Consider the following 16929-nt stretch of genomic DNA (forward strand, 5'->3'; position numbering starts at 1 on the left):
CTTGGTAAGTCATATGGAAATTGTTTGAGTGCCTGGCACCCTAAAAAGGAAGCATACGCATAATGCGATGCTTCCTTTTTAGGATTTTACTTATTTACTTTTATACTACAGAATGTTTAGGTTCTTCATCAGATGACGTGACACCTAGAACATCGAGCAGGAACATAAACAACGGAATACCGATAATTAGCCCCCATACCCCAAGAAATTGCTCAGAGAATAGGATTACGATAAACGTATAAAAAATAGGGAGATTCGTTTTGGCAGACATAAGCTTTGGATTTAAGAAATATGCCTCGATCGAATGTAGCACCACTACAATAATAAGTATGTAGACAATGTACATCGGGCCACCAATACTATAGGCAATAATGCTAAGTGGAACCAATGAAATTATAACCCCTGCTACAGGAATTAAACCTAAGATGAAAAGCATTATTCCGAGTGCAATTAAATGTGGGAAGCCCATGATAGAGAGCGCTATAACAGATAAAACACAATTTACAGCAGCAATGATAAATTGCGCTTCAATTACTTTACCAAAGGAACGAATAAATATTCTAGAGAAATACGTTAACTCATCGTAAAGCGGACCAATTTTACTATCTTTAAATTTTGCAGTAAATTCAATAATTCGTTTCTTCTCCAGAAGAATGAACAAACTCAAAATAAGCGCGATGAAAACGTGCAAAATGACTTTACCAATGTTCGTCAAATTTTTAAGCGTAATGTCTACGCCTTGCTCTAAATATTTTCCGAGTTCAATCTTCTCAAATGTCGGAGCTAAATATCTCGCAATCTCGTTATCATTCGGATTGAGATTAAAAGCTGCAATCAAATCAAAAAGCTGTGTAATCTGTTGGGTCACAACTGGCAAATACTTATAGATGACAGCAATTATCCCGGCAACAAGTAGAAGATAAAGCGCAACTATCATCGCTTTTTCATTGATTGGCGCAATACGTCTAAACTCTTTAGTCGCCTTAGTAGAGAGCTCATTCATTAAGTAGGTCATAATGAATGTGAGAAGAATAAGGTTAATCATACTGCGCATTAAATATAATGCAACAGCGATCCCAGCTAGAATAATAAAACGTTTAAATCCATTACTTCGAAAAAAATTACTCATGCATTCGCTCCTTCCACAAAACAGCTTCGCCTCAACTGCCTACTTACAAAATATAATAATATTAAGCAAGCAGACAATAAATTAGTCATCAATATATATAATTTTCATGTCATTATTTGAGCTTAAAAAATAGAACAGTATTTCTATTTCCCATAAAATATAACGATATGGCGTTATCTTGCTCATAACAATCTCTAATCCAAGAAGTAAATCCATATACAATAGATTTTTTACACTTTTCGAATTAAAATGAAAGACAATACTATTAATCATAGTGTATTGAAAGCTATACCAGCGTTAAAGCCTGAATTTTATTAATTCTATTATAACCCTATAAACTGCGATATCCAAAGCAACTTATTTGGTAAACAGCATCTAAATAACGTTTTTATGTTAATATTCGTACGAAATTTTAGAAGTTTCACTAAATTCATCTAGATAAGGATTGATTATATGAAAATCTCAAGAAATCCCAAGGAAATTCATCCACCTGTTGCTCCTTACGTTCACCAAATTGAAATAACGGGTCCAAATAAATGGCTAACATTATCTGGACAAATAGGGATGGCAGTAGATGGCACTGTGCCTGAAAATCCAATAGCTCAATTGAAATTAGCACTTAACAATATTAAAAAAAATCTCGAAAGTGCTAGCATGACTGTTGATGATTTAACAAAAGTGGTTTTTTACTTAGTTGGGGATTTTGACTCAACAGAAAGAAAAAAAGTGATGAATGACTTTTTTGGCGATCACGTCCCATGTATGACGATGTTGTATGTAGTTGCACTTGCTGCGCCAGCATTCAAGGTAGAGATTGATGCTTGGGCATGTCAGGAAATGAAATAATAGAGGTAAGTGTTGAAGAAGGGTATTTGCTCATGAATGGAGGTCCGTTGATTCCTCGTACGCTCCATTCACAAGCATATCTTCTTTTATTAACTTTTCTGTCTGACTATATAGGACGTTCTATTTCAAAAAAATCTCCTATTTTTGCATAACTCGATCCAGCAAGCCTGCTAACTGCCTTTAGTGCTCTTGGATCTATCTTTCCTTCACAATAAATGGCGTCATCTAAATGAAATTGTACGACCTCACCGATAAACAAATCACCTGTCTGCTCATCCCCATTTAGCAAGGGGATTGTCTGTACTAAGCGACACTCCATTCGAACTTTCGCCTCTTTAACACCAGGAACGTTAATACAATGACTGTCTATCACTGTAAAGTTGGCCCTTTCAATTTCACTTTCAGTTACAGGCAACGTAGCCGCTGTTTCATTAACCTGGCTAACATTATCTTCATCTACAATATGCACAACAAATTGCCCTTGATACTGAATATGACGAGCAGTATCTTTTAAGTACCCTTTCGATCTTTGAATTGCTAACGAAATCATCGGCGGGTTTGCTGATACGATATTAAAATAACTAAACGGTGCGCCATTCAGAACACCTTGCTCTGACTTTGTCGTCACAAAAGCAATAGGTCTCGGAATAATACTACCAGTTAATAATTTATAATTTTCACGTTCTGTATTTTTCTTAGGATCAATCGAAATCAAAAGATTCGTCCCCCTTTTTATTAATCAACCGACCGAACTTTAATTGGTATTAATGTTCTTTCCAGTTGTTCACGATGTTGCTCATACTGCAATGGTAACATTAATTGACTACCCATTGTTTCAAGTGTTTCATCATGTGCGAATCCTGGTGGATCTGTCGCAATTTCAAATAAAATTTCACCTGCTTCACGGAAATAAATAGCGTTAAAATAATTACGGTCCTTTACTTCCGTTACATGTTGCCCACGCTTCATTACATACTCTTGCCACTCTAAGTGATCTGCATTGTCCTTTGCTCGCCAAGCAATATGATGGACTGTTCCGACACCCATTTGACCACGTATGCCCGGTACAGTTTTTAAGTCAATAATATTTCCGATATCGGCACTGGATTTAAAGCGTGCATATTCGCCTTCAGTTGCTATTTTTTCAAGCCCCATTACATCTGTTAATACCTTCTCTGTTTCTTGTGGACGACTTGAATAAAGTGTTGCGCCACCAAAGCCTTTGATTGCAACCTCTTGTGTAACCTCGCCAAATGCCCAATTATTTAAATCGCCTTCTGCACGTGCTACTAATTCAATATGAAGTCCATGTGGATCATCTAATTGAACGACTTGCTCTCCAAAGCGTTCGACTTTTTTGAATGGAATAGAAAATTTCGCAAGACGATTAATCCAAAAAGGCAATGCCCCATCTGGTACAACATATGTTGTAACGCCTACTTGCCCATCACCGATGCGTCCTTTATAAGCGTTTGCCCATGGGAAAAATGTAATAATGGTACCCGGTTTCCCAGCATTGTTACCAAAATAAAGATGATATGTTTCTGGGTCGTCAAAATTGACCGTTTTTTTTACTAAGCGTAAACCTAAAATTCCTGCATAAAAATCAACATTCTCCTGTGGATGCCCAACAATTGCTGTGATATGGTGTATACCTTCAGTATGTTTGCTCATAATGACGATTCTCCTTCATAAATAATTTGCTTACTCTTTATAGTTTCTAACTATGTGCTACTTCAAACTTCTAACAAAGAACAATTTATAACCCTTTATTATTATCTCGAATTAATTTATCTTGAATTCGAGATAATTATAACACGTTATTTTTTATTTCGTCAATCGCCCTGCCAACAATCGTTTTTCTTGGCATGAAAAAATAGCAAAGTTGCAATATATCAGCAACTCTGCCTATCATTCATAATTATTATTTGCTAATGACCATAACCATCTTCCGCTGCCACTGCATCTGCTTTCGTAGCATGAACAGTTCCGAATGGGTGGTTAGGAGGCGCATAGATTGAAAACAGCTTTAATGGCCCATTCCCTGTATTGGTTACATTGTGCCATGTTCCAGCAGGGACCACAATGGCATAATCATCATAGACATTTCTAGTAAAGCTTAAATGATCTTTACTAGCACCCATTTGAGCAACCCCCTGCCCTTGTTCAATATATAAAAACTGATCGACATGAGGATGCACCTCTAAACCAATATCGTCACCAACATTTACAGTCATTAATGTAATTTGCAAATGCTCTCCTGTCCATATAGCAGTACGGTACGTATTATTGAGCTTAGTTGCCTCCTCCATATTAACAACAAAGGGTTTTTGTCCAAAATCCGTTGTCATTTGATTGTGATTACCGTAGCCAGCTTGATTTGCAAGGACTACCTCATGAGGAACAGGCCAGTGAATAGACTGATTACCATAGCTATACATTGGGACATTTATATAATAAGGAACATAGTACATTTTCTCAATCCTCTCACAGATTATAAAAGTATCCTATGCTTCTGTTTGTGAAATGTACCCAATTGTAGGAAGTGTCCCCGTATAATCAGTGAAAGCATAAATATCCTACCTTTTACGTCCCAAAAAGCTGAACACAATAAAGAATCCCATAGATAGGAAGTGCGATTGAGGTAAGTAAGTATATTACCATTTCGCCATTCGAAAGCTTCCTTTTCCATTTCGTTAGTTTCAGTTGTCTACGATAAATAAAACTTGAAATTACTATTATTAATAATGTTAAATCTTTTACGTTCTCTAAAATGAGATGCAATTCATTCTCCCCCTTTGTTGTGTAAAAATAGCTCTATTATAGTAAATGACTACAAAACCAAAAAAAGAATCTAGTATTTCATTTTCCTGCTGCTGTAAACACACAAATACTGTGCCCACTTTAGAGCAAAGTACTTCGAGGAATAATTCATCTCATTTTTGGAGCACCTACATATGTAAAACCATCAAATCCTCGTCACAATACTGTCCATTAAATTTAAGGGCATTCCGTTCTACTCCGTACACTTTAAAGCCTAGAGACATATATAATTTTTTAGCTGACATATTGTCAGAGACAACTGTTAACTTAATTTGCTCCAACCCTTCACAACTTTTTGCCTTTTCTATTAGTTTACGCATAAGTAATTTCCCTACGCCCTGACCTCTTCCTTCAGGTGCTACATACATTCCGAAAACATTTCCTTTATGACGAGTTTTCACACTGCTGTCGCGCATATAAGTAACCATTCCAACTAACGAATTGCTGTTATTGAAAGCACCGAGGACAAATTTATCGTTCGTTGGTTCTAATCGCTCTGCTATAGTTTCTAATGAAAAGTTTACTTCACGCTCATATGTTGAACCAAATGCCTCTGGATTGATTTGTAATGCACTTAATCGAACTTCTTGATACAACTGAGCATCTGATTTATTTAAAATACGAATTTCCATAGTATATCCCCTTACGTCTGTTATTTTACTAGCGGTCTCTCCGGTCTCCATGTTTTTTACAACATATTGATTTTCCGTAACTTCTTATTCTCCTAACACAATTACAAATGGAATGTTGTCACGATTCGCTTTATTCATCATTTTTCTTAATTTTTTCATTATGTGCGGCGAATTTTACGACGAATAAGCTAATGCTCAGGTAATAATCTTGTGTTCCTCTAACATTTTGATCACCCATTTTCTTCATCGTCGCCTCTCCTTTGTTTTTAAGAAAATAAAAAACCGTACAAACATAAGCTCCAACATCGGCTTAGTTATACGATTTCATGAGAAATAGTCGTCCTATTCATTATTAATAAATTAATGATAGCAAGACTAATGGATATGATGATGTGTAGTTGTTGATAGTAGACGCTTTAAAACCCGCATAGAATCTCCTCCATTCAATTATTCGTTACTTTAAATCATATGATAATATTTGTCAATTTATTATTTTAACTGTCTTTAGTTGAACACAATAAAAATAAGGTAGCTTCAGGATTGCAATGTTAAATTACATTCATAGTAAAAAAAGCAGTTACTCTGTATAGACTAACTGCTCATTAAAACTTGAATTTATAGTAGCTTTTGATAAAGTTCAAATTTATTTAAACCATATTCGCTGTATCCTAAATCAATGGTATCAATATACTCAAAACCATATTTTCTATAAAGTTTTATAGCTGGTTTATTATTTTCATATACATCCAGACGAATAGCTTTTATGTTCATTTCCTTACTATGTTGAATAATAAAATCCATAAGTCTTGTTCCAATCCCTTTATTAAGATATGTAGGATGTACAGCATAAGTGTTAATAACCAATATTTCTTCATCATCGAAATCATGATACCAATTAGCTTTAGAATAAGCTGCTTCTTGCTCATGTCTTAATATGACAGTGCCAACAATATGTTCCTCATCTTTCATCACATATAAATTGCCTTCCTGTATACCATGTACTGCCGTTTCTTTTATAGGATAGACACCTTTTTTCCATCCAGGGTAATTTATATGCGCATCAAGATAATCATTTAAATCATTATATAAAGATTCAATTTCCTCGATATTATTTTCCGTTCCCTTTTCAATCTTCATAATTTCTTCCTTTTCTATTTAATTAATTAAGAAACCTAAATTATATGAATATTATAACTTATTAATAATTGGTAAACGATTCCTTATGGTGAAATTTTGAACAAAGAAACCACTAATGCTTCGCTTCAGAGGTTGGGATTTTCCACAGAACGGGTATAGGACACTACTGCTAGGAGAGGAAAATTAGCGAAGTTTGAATCAATAATTTTAGTGTCTGCTTGAAATCAATTTAATATCCTGCATAGTTTACGTGAGCGCTATAGGCTCTCAAATTATGAATTGGACTACTACCAGAGGGGATACGTCATTCGTATCCTCATTTTGCTTAAAAAAATTTAAATAAAATATGTGGAGGAGTTGGATTTATGACATATGTAAATATTGGCTCGAAGTTATTTTTTGGATTTATAGCTTTATTAATTGTGACGCGTTTGTTGGGCAAAAAAGAAATATCGCAGCTCACCCCCTTTGATTTTATTTATTCCATTGTACTTGGTGGCATATTGGAAGAAAGCATTTATGATAACAAAATTTCACCGCTTCATGTCTGGTTCGCAGTGACCGTATGGGGAGTAATGTTATTTATTATCGAAATTTCATCACAGCGCTACAATAAATTAAGGGTTCTTCTGAAAGGGGAAACGTCGATTTTAATCAAAAATGGCGAATTCAACTTAAAAGAACTAGAAGCGAATCACTTGGAAATGGAGCAATTGCGCATTATGTTACGGCAACAAGGGGTATTCTCACTGCGGGAAGTTTGTGATTTGTACTTGGAGCCTGGTGGTACTGTCAGCTTAAAAAAATATGCTAAATTCGATATGGTCACACCATCCATGCTCAATTTAAAGCCAAAAGACGAGTCAATTAATTTCCTTTATGTAGATGAAGGAAAAATCAACGAAGAGATCTTAAAATACACGGGCAAGTCAGAGAAATGGCTATACGATGAACTGCGAAAGGAAGGCTATACTATTATTCAAGATATTTTGTATGCGGAATGGTCAGAGACTGACGGATTTTTCATCAAAACCTATGCGGATACCAATAACGATATACGAAAAGTGAATTAAAAACGGTACACACAATCTACAATTTAATCTAAACCAAAATGTATACTAAAGTAGTAGATATTTGGATTTAACAATGCCGAAGATTCAATTAAAGTTAATATGATTTAATAAAAACCACCCGTTTATTCCGTAGAACATTTCTGTCTACAGTTAGGCTATTCATCTTACACAAGTTAAATAGATTTGTTATTTGGAAGAATTAAAGGTAAGTTATATATTGAATAAATTTTACAAGATGGAAGTTAGAGGAAAAACATGAGAAAAAAAGTTATTATGTCATTAATGTTAATGACGTTCCTTTCTGCTGTAGAAGGAACAATTATTAGTACAGCAATTCCCCGTATAACAAGTGATTTATCGGGCGTCGAACTCGTTAGTTGGGTCTATGCAATTTATATGCTTGCCACTGCTGTTTCGACTCCAATATACGGGAAACTGGCGGATTTATTTGGTCGAAAAAAAGTTTTACTTATCGGGGCTACAATATTTTTAATTGGCTCTGCTCTTTGCGGTGTCGTGACATCGATGGAACAGCTCATCGTCTTTCGTGCCCTTCAAGGTCTAGGCGCTGGCGCTATTATGCCAATAACTATGACCATTATTGGTGACTTATATAGCGAAGTGAAAGACCGTGCAAAAGCACAGGGGTGGATTAGTGCCGTTTGGGGTATCTCTGGTGTTATCGGACCTCTCGTTGGCGGATTTTTAGTTGATTCTCTTTCTTGGCGCTACATCTTCTTCTTAAACGTACCATTTGGAATTATCGCTTGTATAATGATTGTCATTTATTACAAAGAATCTATTAAGCCCGCAAAGCATCATATCGACTATCTTGGAGCAACAGTCTTCTCATTAAGTGCAATTGCTCTACTATACGCGTTATTAACAGGTAGCAGCAAGAACAACTGGGGGGACATGACAATTATAGGTCTGTTACTCTTTGCAGTTGTGTCATTCATTATTTTCTTATTTATTGAGAAGAAATCTCCGGAACCATTAATTCCGCTAGCACTTTTCTCTAACCGTACATTATCTATTATTAATATCCTAACACTTATTTCGGGTGCAATGCTTATTAGTATTACGATGTATCTACCAATTTGGAGCCAAGGTGTATTAGGAAAAAACGCGACAGATGCCGGACTCATTTTAATGCCGCTTCCTGTTATGTGGACAGTCGGGACTATTTTTTCAGGTAAATTAGTTGGACGCTTAAATACGAAACAAATCATCCTAATTGGGGTTAGCGTTCTGTCAGTTGCTGCCTTTACATTATTTACATTGTCAACAGATTCCCTAGCGTTCCTTATTTATGTAGGGGTCGGATTATTCGGATTAGGAATGGGACTTGTTTCACCTATTTACATGGTAACGATTCAAACAGCTGTAACCAATCAAACACGCGGGACAGCAATTGGCCTAAATACATTTATTAATACGTTTAGCCAAACATTAGGAGCTGCAGTTTTCGGGGCACTTTTCAACACGATGATCCATGCACATGGTATTCAACACCTTGATCTCGTTTCATCTGGTGGACATGGAGGAACTACAGCAAATATCGTAACCAAATCGCAAGAGGCATTAGCTTCTAGTGTACATTTTATTTATATGGGAACTTTTATATTAGCACTCATAACGTTGTTAATTGTTTGGTTCTTTTTAAAGCCAGCAGCTCAGCTAGTGAGCGAGCATAAATAATGAATAAATAAGCTATAAAGAGATTACTCTTTATAGCTTATTTTTTAGTTAAACAGGTGACATCAATAAAAACACTTGAAGGGAGACAATTAAGCTATCCCTTAAATTTTCTATCAACAACCGTTCATTATAATTTATTGCCTTTTTTTATTGGGTATCTTCATCGCCTTTATACTCCAAAATATCACCAGGCTGACAATCTAAAGTTTTACAAATCGCTTCTAATGTTGAAAAACGAACTGCTTTTGCTTTCCCATTTTTTAGAATAGAAAGATTTGCCATAGTAATTCCAACCTTCTCCGAAAGCTCCGTTACGCTCATTTTCCGCTTTGCTAACATTACATCTATATTAATAATAATAGCCATATCATTCACCTCAGACCGTTAAATCATTTTCTGATTTTATGTTAATCGCTTCTTGTAAAAGCCGTTGGAGGATAGCAGCAAAAACGGCGATTACGAACGAAGCAAAAATGATAATAAGCCCTATAAATCCAAAAGGCGGATCTACTTTTTTTGCTATAAAAGAGAAGAGTGGCATACCCAATATATACAAACTACTGATTATAATCGCACAGCGCTTAATGTTCTTTAATGCTTCTACAGATAATTCCGAGAACGCTGTATTTTCCTCGATGTACCGTAAAAGTTTAAAGGCCTGATAAAGAGCAACGTAAAAAGGTACAGCCGCTCCATACATTACGATGAAAATGAGATATTTCATCGGTGAAATATTTGGATACAATTTCGATGCGAAATTCGCTATATGGGGCACCAAAAATATACATAAAGCAAGAACTGCAATTCCAGCCAGAAAAATAAATACCTTTAAAAAAGTCGTTGAACCTCGTTTAACATTCATAGTAAGCACCTCAGTTATTTAATGACAAAATAAATTTAACATAATATTTATCGTTTCACAATAAATATAGATTGTTTTTCATGGTATTGTCCTTGTTATTTAATTATCCTTTTAATTTTGACATTGATTAAAATAATCGCAATAAAAAACTAGACCCTTAGCTAATGGATCAAGTTTTCTACTCTTAAAGAAAAGCCACGAAACATTGAGTTAACAGCATTCGTGGCATTTTAGTTCATTTCCAAACTTACAATTGAGAACGTATTATAGACTTTTAATTAACTAATTCCGCCATATATATTACAGTGGAATGTTAATGTAATTATTTGTGTAGAAATAATACCACTTTGTGTGTATTTTCCCGATACATCAATAACATATGTAACTCCACCGTCAATTAGTGAAGCCTCATATCCCACTTGCGTCCAACTTCCATCAGCATCCGCTGCTTCTGAAGTAATAGAATTAAATACTGAAAATAGTTGTCTCCCCTCTGGTGTATTAGAGTTTAATTGTGTATCAAAAGAACCTTTAAAGTAAATGTTCGCTTCTTTTGAGCCTATATGAAAATTTACTGTCTTTGGAACTATCATCGGATTATAACGTTCGCTATTTTCCAAAATAACAATCGACATATTAGCCCTCTCTATTGTCAGCTTTTTAAAGTCTCCTAATTCAATCCAATTGTCATCAACAACACCTGCAGGGTGATTGGATTTCATGCCTTATCTTGGCTACGACACCATGTATAAACCTTCTTGCATGTGATGATGCAAACTTTTTTGGCCTGTTCATCCTCCGTTCATATTGTATTCATTAGGAGGACATCTTGGTTAGTTATACTGTCTTTAGCACCTACGTTAAGGTGGTCTAACACAATGATGAAGACAGGAGTAGATACGAGAGTGAAGCCAAGAGAGGAAACAAAAATGAAGATGAGTATGAGGACAGCAAGAAACAGGATTACTATAGCTGCTGTGACTCTCATGCTGACGATACTTGGTCCAATGTCTGCAATGGCCGCAAAGACTGCCATGAATAACAACAGCAACCCTACGTATGAGACAACGAAGAACACCGTGATCGAAAAAGCCAAATTACTATCCGAAACGTACGGTACGACGAGTCTGCAATATGCGCTCATTGATGGTGGAGAGATTATGGTGTCCGGTCAAACGGGCAAGAACGATATAAACGACAAGGTACCTCTTACTTCGAACACGATCTATGGCATTGGTTCAACCAGTAAAATGATGCTTACAGCCGCTGTAATGAAGCTGGTTGACGAAGGCAAAATCGATTTGGATGTGCCTATAGTGGACTATATGCCAGATTTTACAATGAAAGATAACCGATACAAACAGATTACACCCCGTATGTTGCTGAATCATTCGGCCGGGCTTCTCGGAACCTCTAGCGGTAGTGCTATACTGTATGGGGACAATGATACCTATGCACATGATACCTTTTTGGATCAATTGGCGACCCAGAATCTGATGGCAGAGCCAGGTGCGTATTCGGTGTACTCTAACGATGGATTTACATTAGCTGAAATTCTGGTTGAGAGAGTCACTGGTATGAGCTTTACGGCATTTATACACAAATATTTTACAGAGCCTCTGAAAATGAATCATACCAAAACACCACAGGATATAGTTAATACGGGAGAAATGGCGGGAATCTACTCTCCTTTGTATAAAGGCCAGCTTCCACACGAGAATTATAATATCATTGCTTCAGGAGGCATATATTCCACCGCTAAGGATCTGGTGAAATTTTCGCAAATCTTCACAGGAGAGGTCAAAGGGATTCTTTCCAACAAGTCGGTAGAAGCCATGGAGCAAAAAGAATACAGAAGAGGCATGTGGCCAGAGGATAGTGATTCTTCTATGTCTTACGGATTAGGGTGGGATAGTGTGGACTTGTTCCCATTCAGTGACTACGGCATCAAGGCTGTTACGAAAGGTGGAGATACGTTATCTTATCATTCTTCACTAGTCGTACTTCCGGAATACAACATGGCTGCAGCCGTGATCTCTTCAGGCGGAGCAAGCATAACCAATCAATTCATTGCGAGTGAGTTATTACTTAGCGCACTTGAAGAAAAGGGCATTATTAAAGAACGGAAACCGGAAAAATCATTTGGTGTACCTATGAAGGCTGATATGCCTAAAGAAATCTCCAAGTTTGCAGGAATATATGGTGGCAATAATTCAGTTACGAAGATCAAAATAAATAAGGCTGGACAAATGACGGTCTCCTCTCTCACGGCTCCAAGTAATCCGGTTCAAGAATACACCTATACATCAGATGGTACTTTTGTGAGTGATGATGGTACAGAAAAGTTGAAATTCGTTGTGGAGAAAAATGGGAATACCTACCTGTGGTCTCGATCTTATATCTCCGTTCCAGGACTCGGACAGGTGGCTTTCTCAGAATATAATGCGGAGAAGCTCAAAGCCAATACATTACCCAAGGAGATTAACGCTGCATGGGCAAAGCGCGATGGTAAAAAATATTATCTGGTGAATGAGAAATACACATCAATGCTCTATCTTAATGCTACATCGATCCTGCCTATTCATATGAATAAAGAGAATCCAGGGTATATGTCCAATAATAAAATTATTGGAGCCAACGAAGCAGCCAATCAATTGCAGATTCCGGGTACTGCCGGACGAGAAACGATGGACATTCTTTTCTCCAAAAAGAACGGAGGAGAGTATCTTACATTTTCAGGTTATGTATTTGCCAGTGAGGAAATGGTGAAACCAATCTATTCGGGTAAACGATCCGCAACAACCATTCAAGCAGATGGATATGCCAAATGGTTTTCGGTACCAGCTACTGCGAAAGGAAAAGTCATGACAGTGAAATTGCCTGCAAATGGAGCCTTTGCTGTCTATGATCAGAATGGAATTTGTATTAATCACAGCGTGGTCAGCGGTAAGAATGATGTTGTTTTACCAGAAAACGGCCGTATTGTATTTGCAGGTGAGGCTGGTTCCCCATTTGAAATTTCATTAAAAAAGTAAAATGAATAGAGTTTCAAACGGCTGTACAGCAAACGAACTCAACAGGAGAGAACCATCATGATGAAAAAAATATTAATCATTTTGCTCAAAATATTCGGAGCCATAGTTGTCGCTTTTGCATTATTTATTGCTACTGTCTTTATTGTAAATGTATTTAGCAGCAAATCGGAGGAAGGGAAAATAAAACCTTATGGTCAGTTTGTAGCGGTTGACGGGAAAAACATGAATGTGTTAATTCAAGGAAAAGGCGAAGAAACGGTCGTATTACTTCCCGGATATGGAACACCAGCTCCAGCCCTTGATTTTAAACCGCTAATCGATGAGCTATCACCATTTTACAAAGTCGTCGTCATTGAGCCTTTCGGTTATGGACTAAGTGACGTAACTGAAAAAGAGCGTACCACTGAAAATATGGTTAGTGAAGTTCATGAAGCATTACAGCAGCTTAATATTCATCGTTACACGCTCATGGGTCACTCCATTTCAGGAATTTACGGACTGGACTATGTGAACAAATATCCAAACGAAGTAAGTGCCTTTGTCGGGATTGATAGCAGCGTTCCAACGCAGGGAGGTAATGATGATCCATTTCCAACCGAAACGTACAAATTGCTTAATAAATCAGGATTCTACCGATTGTTAATGAAACTGGCCCCTGATCAACTGATTGCACCCGACGTTGATGATGAAACCAGAGAACAAATTAGAATACTTTCACTCAAAAATACGTTTAATCCGAACAACCTGAATGAAGGCGAAAACTTCGGTCCTAATTTCAAAGCAGCTGAAAACTTGTCCTTCCCCAAAGATCTTCCTGTGATTTTCTTCTTACAAGCGAATGATACCGAAACGAAAGACTGGATACCCTTGCATGAAGAGCAAGTTAAAGATTCAGTGCATGGAAAAGTGATGACTTTCGAGGGAGAACATTATTTGCACCATACCCGATCCAAAGAAATCGCTGAAAATTTCAGGAGATTTATGAACGAAGTAAAATAAAAGATATCAATCACTATCAAAAAAGACACGTCGTCCATAGATTTGGATGAGGTGTTCTTTTTTTATTTAGATTACAGAACACTACGTAAGACAGCACCAGTAACAAAGCAGCCAGTAAAGATATTGCGTTAAGTCGATTTTCGCTCAACTAACTTGTATGATAAAGTATTTAGTCCATTGTTCGTGTTATTCCTCCTATTTTGCAAAATGGAAAATGCATTCTCAGCTTGCTGAACAACAGGATAGTCAATAGTTGTCAAATCAAGCTAGTGAGCGACTTCCGTATTATCAAAACCCATAATCCTCAAATCTCCCGGAATGGAAAAACCTAACCGACGCAAACGATCATGAATAAAATTTAGTAACATACTATATTTTTACCCGTGAATTGTATAATGATAATAAAGTTATTGAATTTTGATTAATAAAAGCTAAGAGCCTTACTACATTCTACGCAGCAAGGCTCTTTAAAGTTGTTTCAAATTACATCCATCTGTTTATGTAATACTAAAAAATGAATAATAAAGTTGTTTACTTCTTATTGAACTAACGCATCTGTTCGTTTAAGTGTAACTCTTCACAATTACTTAATATTATATAGAATAGAAAGATAAATTAAAATTTAGTTTAGTAGTTGTAAAAGTAGGTTATTTATATTATTCTTTTATAATTTTTCAAAAAGGAGAGTTTATGAAAAAGATTATTGTTTTTGTATTAACGATATTTATATTATTCTCAGGATTCGCAACACAAAGTTATGCGTTGTCAGATTCAAAATCTGCGGCAATACAAGCGTTGCTAGATGATGCCTCTCGTATATCAGGTGTGCCGGGAATGTCAATCTCAATACTTGCTGATGATGAAGTGTTCTACTTTTCTTCAGGGTATGCAGACCGTGAAAAGGGATTGTCTGCAAGTGAAAATACACTTTATGAGTTAGCCTCGGTCAGTAAAGCTTTTACCGGTATGGGTATTACGCTGTTGGAAGAGCAAGGGCTCCTCTCAATGACTGACTCTGTCCAAAAATATTTACCTTGGTTTACGTTAAAGTATCAAGGGGAACCTGTTGATATGCAAAGCCTTACACTAAATGACTTCCTTCACCATACCAGTGGTCTAACAAATATTAGGCATACTCAAAATATTCCACAAGGCAATACACCGGATATGTTGCAAAAGACTGTGGAAATGCTCGTAGATGCTGAATTGGCGTTCCCTCCCGGTGAACAGTATAACTATGGTACCGTTAATTATGACGTATTGGGTTTGATTATTGAGATTGTGTCGCGACAAAGCTATGAAGACTTTATGAGGGAACAGGTATTTCAGCCGTTAGGTCTTCACCAGACGTATGTTTATAAAGAAGATGCTCAAGCCACTGGACAGTTAGCACAGGGCTACCGTACTTCCTTTTTTATGACAACTCCATTTAAAGCTCCGGATTATGCTGGGAATAAACCCGCAGGCTACATCATTTCTAATACAAAAGATATGGCGCGTTGGATGGGTATACAGATGGGTATTGTGCAGGACATACCCGAAATATTTCACACTGTTATCGAAAAATCACATAGGGGTGATATGTCTGTTTCGGCTGTCAACGATATGTATTATGCGGCAGGCTGGTCGGTAAACGCCGACCAAACGATTATTGAACACACTGGGGGCAATCCAAATTTCAGAACCGAAGTAGTCATACTGCCAAATGAACGAACAGCCGTCTGCTTGCTAAGCAACGGCGCAAATACCAATATAAACCTAGTTCTAAAAGTTATAGATATATTAGACGGCAATCTAACACAGTCATATGAAATAAGCAGCACACAGCTTTTGGATATTATTTTGTCGTCTATCACAATTATTTTTTGCCTATTGGCCGTTTTGCTATTTCTCTTAGGATTACGCAGAAGGAAAACGAATGAGCGGCAGCCAATGACAAAAAAGAGAATAATCGTAACAATTATTTTCCTGATCGCTACGATTGCCCTGGGTATACTGTGCTGTGCTTTCGATTGGTCAACGACACTTATTTGGCAAACATATAGTGTTCTTACAGCTTTGATTTCGTCAGCATTATTAACAGCAAGCATTACATGGTTTGTATACACTCACCGATAAAATACCTCGCTCCCAAGATAAACATAATGTTAAGTAATTAAATTTAAATTTATCGGTATGCTTAATTTAAATAACATAAGACACTTCGGTGTCTTTTTTAATATCATCGACAATTTTCCCAGTCAAACCTAATTACTGTTGCTACCACTAATCTGCTCCGTTCGTGGAATAGGGATTTTTAAACAACTATATTATTTTTTAAATGACTTTATTGTAAATTAAACAACAATATTATTTTTGCACAAGCGTCGTTAGGTAACATTTCTTAAAAGACTGTTATTCAACAATCTGGCCCGTTTGTTGAATAAGATAAATCCTGCTTTGAATTTTGTTTTAAATGATCAATCTCTTCATAATAATTAGTTCTTTTTTAATTTGAATTGTAAATCAATCAATGTAATAAAGGCTATTCAATTATATATATTTTGTGTCCCATAATAAAAAAATGTAAACAAAAACCCTGGTACAGCAACACACTGTGAAGTGACCCCTAAAAGTTAGACACGGTTATTTCATTTAGGCAGCTTGGGTAAACTGAGTTCGGTATTGTACCGGGCTCAGTTTTAATTTTGCC

The 16929-nt window shown here is 36.4% G+C and carries 15 protein-coding genes; 6 read left to right on the plus strand and 9 right to left on the minus strand.

The features are described from left to right. Window positions 1–100 precede the first annotated feature (100 nt). Window positions 101–1129: an AI-2E family transporter gene (locus ACQKNX_RS19985; RefSeq protein ID WP_427430364.1), complete on the minus strand. Its 1029-nt coding sequence runs from the start codon at window positions 1127–1129 to the stop codon at window positions 101–103. A gap of 453 nt (window positions 1130–1582) precedes the next feature. On the opposite strand from ACQKNX_RS19985, the gene ACQKNX_RS19990 reads away from it, so the two are divergent. Continuing rightward, complete coding sequence (locus ACQKNX_RS19990) at window positions 1583–1975, plus strand: RidA family protein (RefSeq protein ID WP_427430365.1); 393 nt, start codon at window positions 1583–1585, stop codon at window positions 1973–1975. Between the two features lie 106 nt (window positions 1976–2081). On the opposite strand, the gene ACQKNX_RS19995 is transcribed toward ACQKNX_RS19990, so the two are convergent. The 5 genes from ACQKNX_RS19995 to ACQKNX_RS20015 all read right to left on the minus strand — a co-directional run bounded on the left by ACQKNX_RS19995 (window position 2082) and on the right by ACQKNX_RS20015 (window position 6567). Continuing rightward, window positions 2082–2690, minus strand: a complete 609-nt coding sequence (locus tag ACQKNX_RS19995; RefSeq protein WP_427430366.1) for a flavin reductase family protein — start codon at window positions 2688–2690, stop codon at window positions 2082–2084. A 20-nt stretch (window positions 2691–2710) separates the two neighbouring features. Then, entirely contained in the window at window positions 2711–3649 is a 939-nt protein-coding gene (locus tag ACQKNX_RS20000) for a ring-cleaving dioxygenase (RefSeq protein ID WP_427430367.1), read from the minus strand. 257 nt (window positions 3650–3906) lie between these two features. Further along, a complete protein-coding gene (locus ACQKNX_RS20005) occupies window positions 3907–4449 on the minus strand; it encodes a cupin domain-containing protein (protein WP_427430368.1) in 543 nt (180 codons plus the stop codon). 477 nt (window positions 4450–4926) lie between these two features. Next, window positions 4927–5430, minus strand: coding sequence for a GNAT family N-acetyltransferase (locus ACQKNX_RS20010; protein WP_427430369.1), 504 nt, complete (start codon window positions 5428–5430; stop codon window positions 4927–4929). 615 nt (window positions 5431–6045) lie between these two features. Continuing rightward, the gene (locus ACQKNX_RS20015) at window positions 6046–6567 is read right to left on the minus strand and encodes a GNAT family N-acetyltransferase (RefSeq protein WP_427430370.1); all 522 of its coding nucleotides are present in this window, start codon (window positions 6565–6567) and stop codon (window positions 6046–6048) included. Window positions 6568–6932: 365 nt separating this feature from the next. Between ACQKNX_RS20015 and ACQKNX_RS20020 the strand changes: the two genes are divergently transcribed. Together ACQKNX_RS20020 and ACQKNX_RS20025 are read left to right on the plus strand one after the other, a co-directional pair. Further along, window positions 6933–7640 (plus strand): DUF421 domain-containing protein, encoded by a 708-nt coding sequence (locus ACQKNX_RS20020; RefSeq protein ID WP_427430371.1) that lies wholly within the window; start codon window positions 6933–6935, stop codon window positions 7638–7640. Window positions 7641–7895: 255 nt separating this feature from the next. Further along, window positions 7896–9341, plus strand: coding sequence for an MDR family MFS transporter (locus ACQKNX_RS20025; protein ID WP_427430372.1), 1446 nt, complete (start codon window positions 7896–7898; stop codon window positions 9339–9341). Between the two features lie 147 nt (window positions 9342–9488). Here the strand turns inward: ACQKNX_RS20025 and ACQKNX_RS20030 are convergent, their stop codons facing one another. The 3 genes from ACQKNX_RS20030 to ACQKNX_RS20040 form a co-directional block, all read right to left on the minus strand. Further along, complete coding sequence (locus ACQKNX_RS20030) at window positions 9489–9707, minus strand: helix-turn-helix domain-containing protein (protein WP_100546125.1); 219 nt, start codon at window positions 9705–9707, stop codon at window positions 9489–9491. Between the two features lie 10 nt (window positions 9708–9717). Further along, entirely contained in the window at window positions 9718–10203 is a 486-nt protein-coding gene (locus ACQKNX_RS20035) for a DUF2975 domain-containing protein (RefSeq protein ID WP_427430373.1), read from the minus strand. Window positions 10204–10481: 278 nt separating this feature from the next. Continuing rightward, the gene (locus ACQKNX_RS20040; RefSeq protein WP_427430374.1) at window positions 10482–10925 is read right to left on the minus strand and encodes a hypothetical protein; all 444 of its coding nucleotides are present in this window, start codon (window positions 10923–10925) and stop codon (window positions 10482–10484) included. A 213-nt stretch (window positions 10926–11138) separates the two neighbouring features. On the opposite strand from ACQKNX_RS20040, the gene ACQKNX_RS20045 reads away from it, so the two are divergent. The 3 genes from ACQKNX_RS20045 to ACQKNX_RS20055 all read left to right on the plus strand — a co-directional run bounded on the left by ACQKNX_RS20045 (window position 11139) and on the right by ACQKNX_RS20055 (window position 16355). Next, window positions 11139–13238: a serine hydrolase domain-containing protein gene (locus ACQKNX_RS20045; protein WP_427430386.1), complete on the plus strand. Its 2100-nt coding sequence runs from the start codon at window positions 11139–11141 to the stop codon at window positions 13236–13238. Between the two features lie 57 nt (window positions 13239–13295). Further along, window positions 13296–14237 carry an alpha/beta fold hydrolase gene (locus tag ACQKNX_RS20050; RefSeq protein WP_427430375.1) on the plus strand — a complete coding sequence of 314 codons (942 nt, stop codon included), beginning with the start codon at window positions 13296–13298 and terminating at the stop codon, window positions 14235–14237. A gap of 690 nt (window positions 14238–14927) precedes the next feature. Continuing rightward, window positions 14928–16355 (plus strand): serine hydrolase domain-containing protein, encoded by a 1428-nt coding sequence (locus ACQKNX_RS20055; protein ID WP_427430376.1) that lies wholly within the window; start codon window positions 14928–14930, stop codon window positions 16353–16355. Window positions 16356–16929: the final 574 nt, after the last annotated feature.

The organism is Lysinibacillus sp. NPDC093712, from assembly GCF_050280025.1.
Lineage (GTDB): Bacteria > Bacillota > Bacilli > Bacillales_A > Planococcaceae > Lysinibacillus.

Excerpts from the sequence above, each read along its gene's own strand:
- ACQKNX_RS20020 (WP_427430371.1), top strand. The coding sequence starts at position 6,933 with ATGACATATGTAAATATTGGCTCGAAGTTATTTTTTGGATTTATAGCT.
- ACQKNX_RS20035 (WP_427430373.1), bottom strand. The coding sequence starts at position 10,203 with ATGAATGTTAAACGAGGTTCAACGACTTTTTTAAAGGTATTTATTTTT.
- ACQKNX_RS20030 (WP_100546125.1), bottom strand. The coding sequence starts at position 9,707 with ATGGCTATTATTATTAATATAGATGTAATGTTAGCAAAGCGGAAAATG.
- ACQKNX_RS20025 (WP_427430372.1), top strand. The coding sequence starts at position 7,896 with ATGAGAAAAAAAGTTATTATGTCATTAATGTTAATGACGTTCCTTTCT.
- ACQKNX_RS19985 (WP_427430364.1), bottom strand. The coding sequence starts at position 1,129 with ATGAGTAATTTTTTTCGAAGTAATGGATTTAAACGTTTTATTATTCTA.
- ACQKNX_RS20055 (WP_427430376.1), top strand. The coding sequence starts at position 14,928 with ATGAAAAAGATTATTGTTTTTGTATTAACGATATTTATATTATTCTCA.
- ACQKNX_RS20045 (WP_427430386.1), top strand. The coding sequence starts at position 11,139 with ATGAGTATGAGGACAGCAAGAAACAGGATTACTATAGCTGCTGTGACT.
- ACQKNX_RS20010 (WP_427430369.1), bottom strand. The coding sequence starts at position 5,430 with ATGGAAATTCGTATTTTAAATAAATCAGATGCTCAGTTGTATCAAGAA.
- ACQKNX_RS20015 (WP_427430370.1), bottom strand. The coding sequence starts at position 6,567 with ATGAAGATTGAAAAGGGAACGGAAAATAATATCGAGGAAATTGAATCT.
- ACQKNX_RS20050 (WP_427430375.1), top strand. The coding sequence starts at position 13,296 with ATGATGAAAAAAATATTAATCATTTTGCTCAAAATATTCGGAGCCATA.
- ACQKNX_RS19990 (WP_427430365.1), top strand. The coding sequence starts at position 1,583 with ATGAAAATCTCAAGAAATCCCAAGGAAATTCATCCACCTGTTGCTCCT.
- ACQKNX_RS20040 (WP_427430374.1), bottom strand. The coding sequence starts at position 10,925 with ATGAAATCCAATCACCCTGCAGGTGTTGTTGATGACAATTGGATTGAA.
- ACQKNX_RS20000 (WP_427430367.1), bottom strand. The coding sequence starts at position 3,649 with ATGAGCAAACATACTGAAGGTATACACCATATCACAGCAATTGTTGGG.
- ACQKNX_RS20005 (WP_427430368.1), bottom strand. The coding sequence starts at position 4,449 with ATGTACTATGTTCCTTATTATATAAATGTCCCAATGTATAGCTATGGT.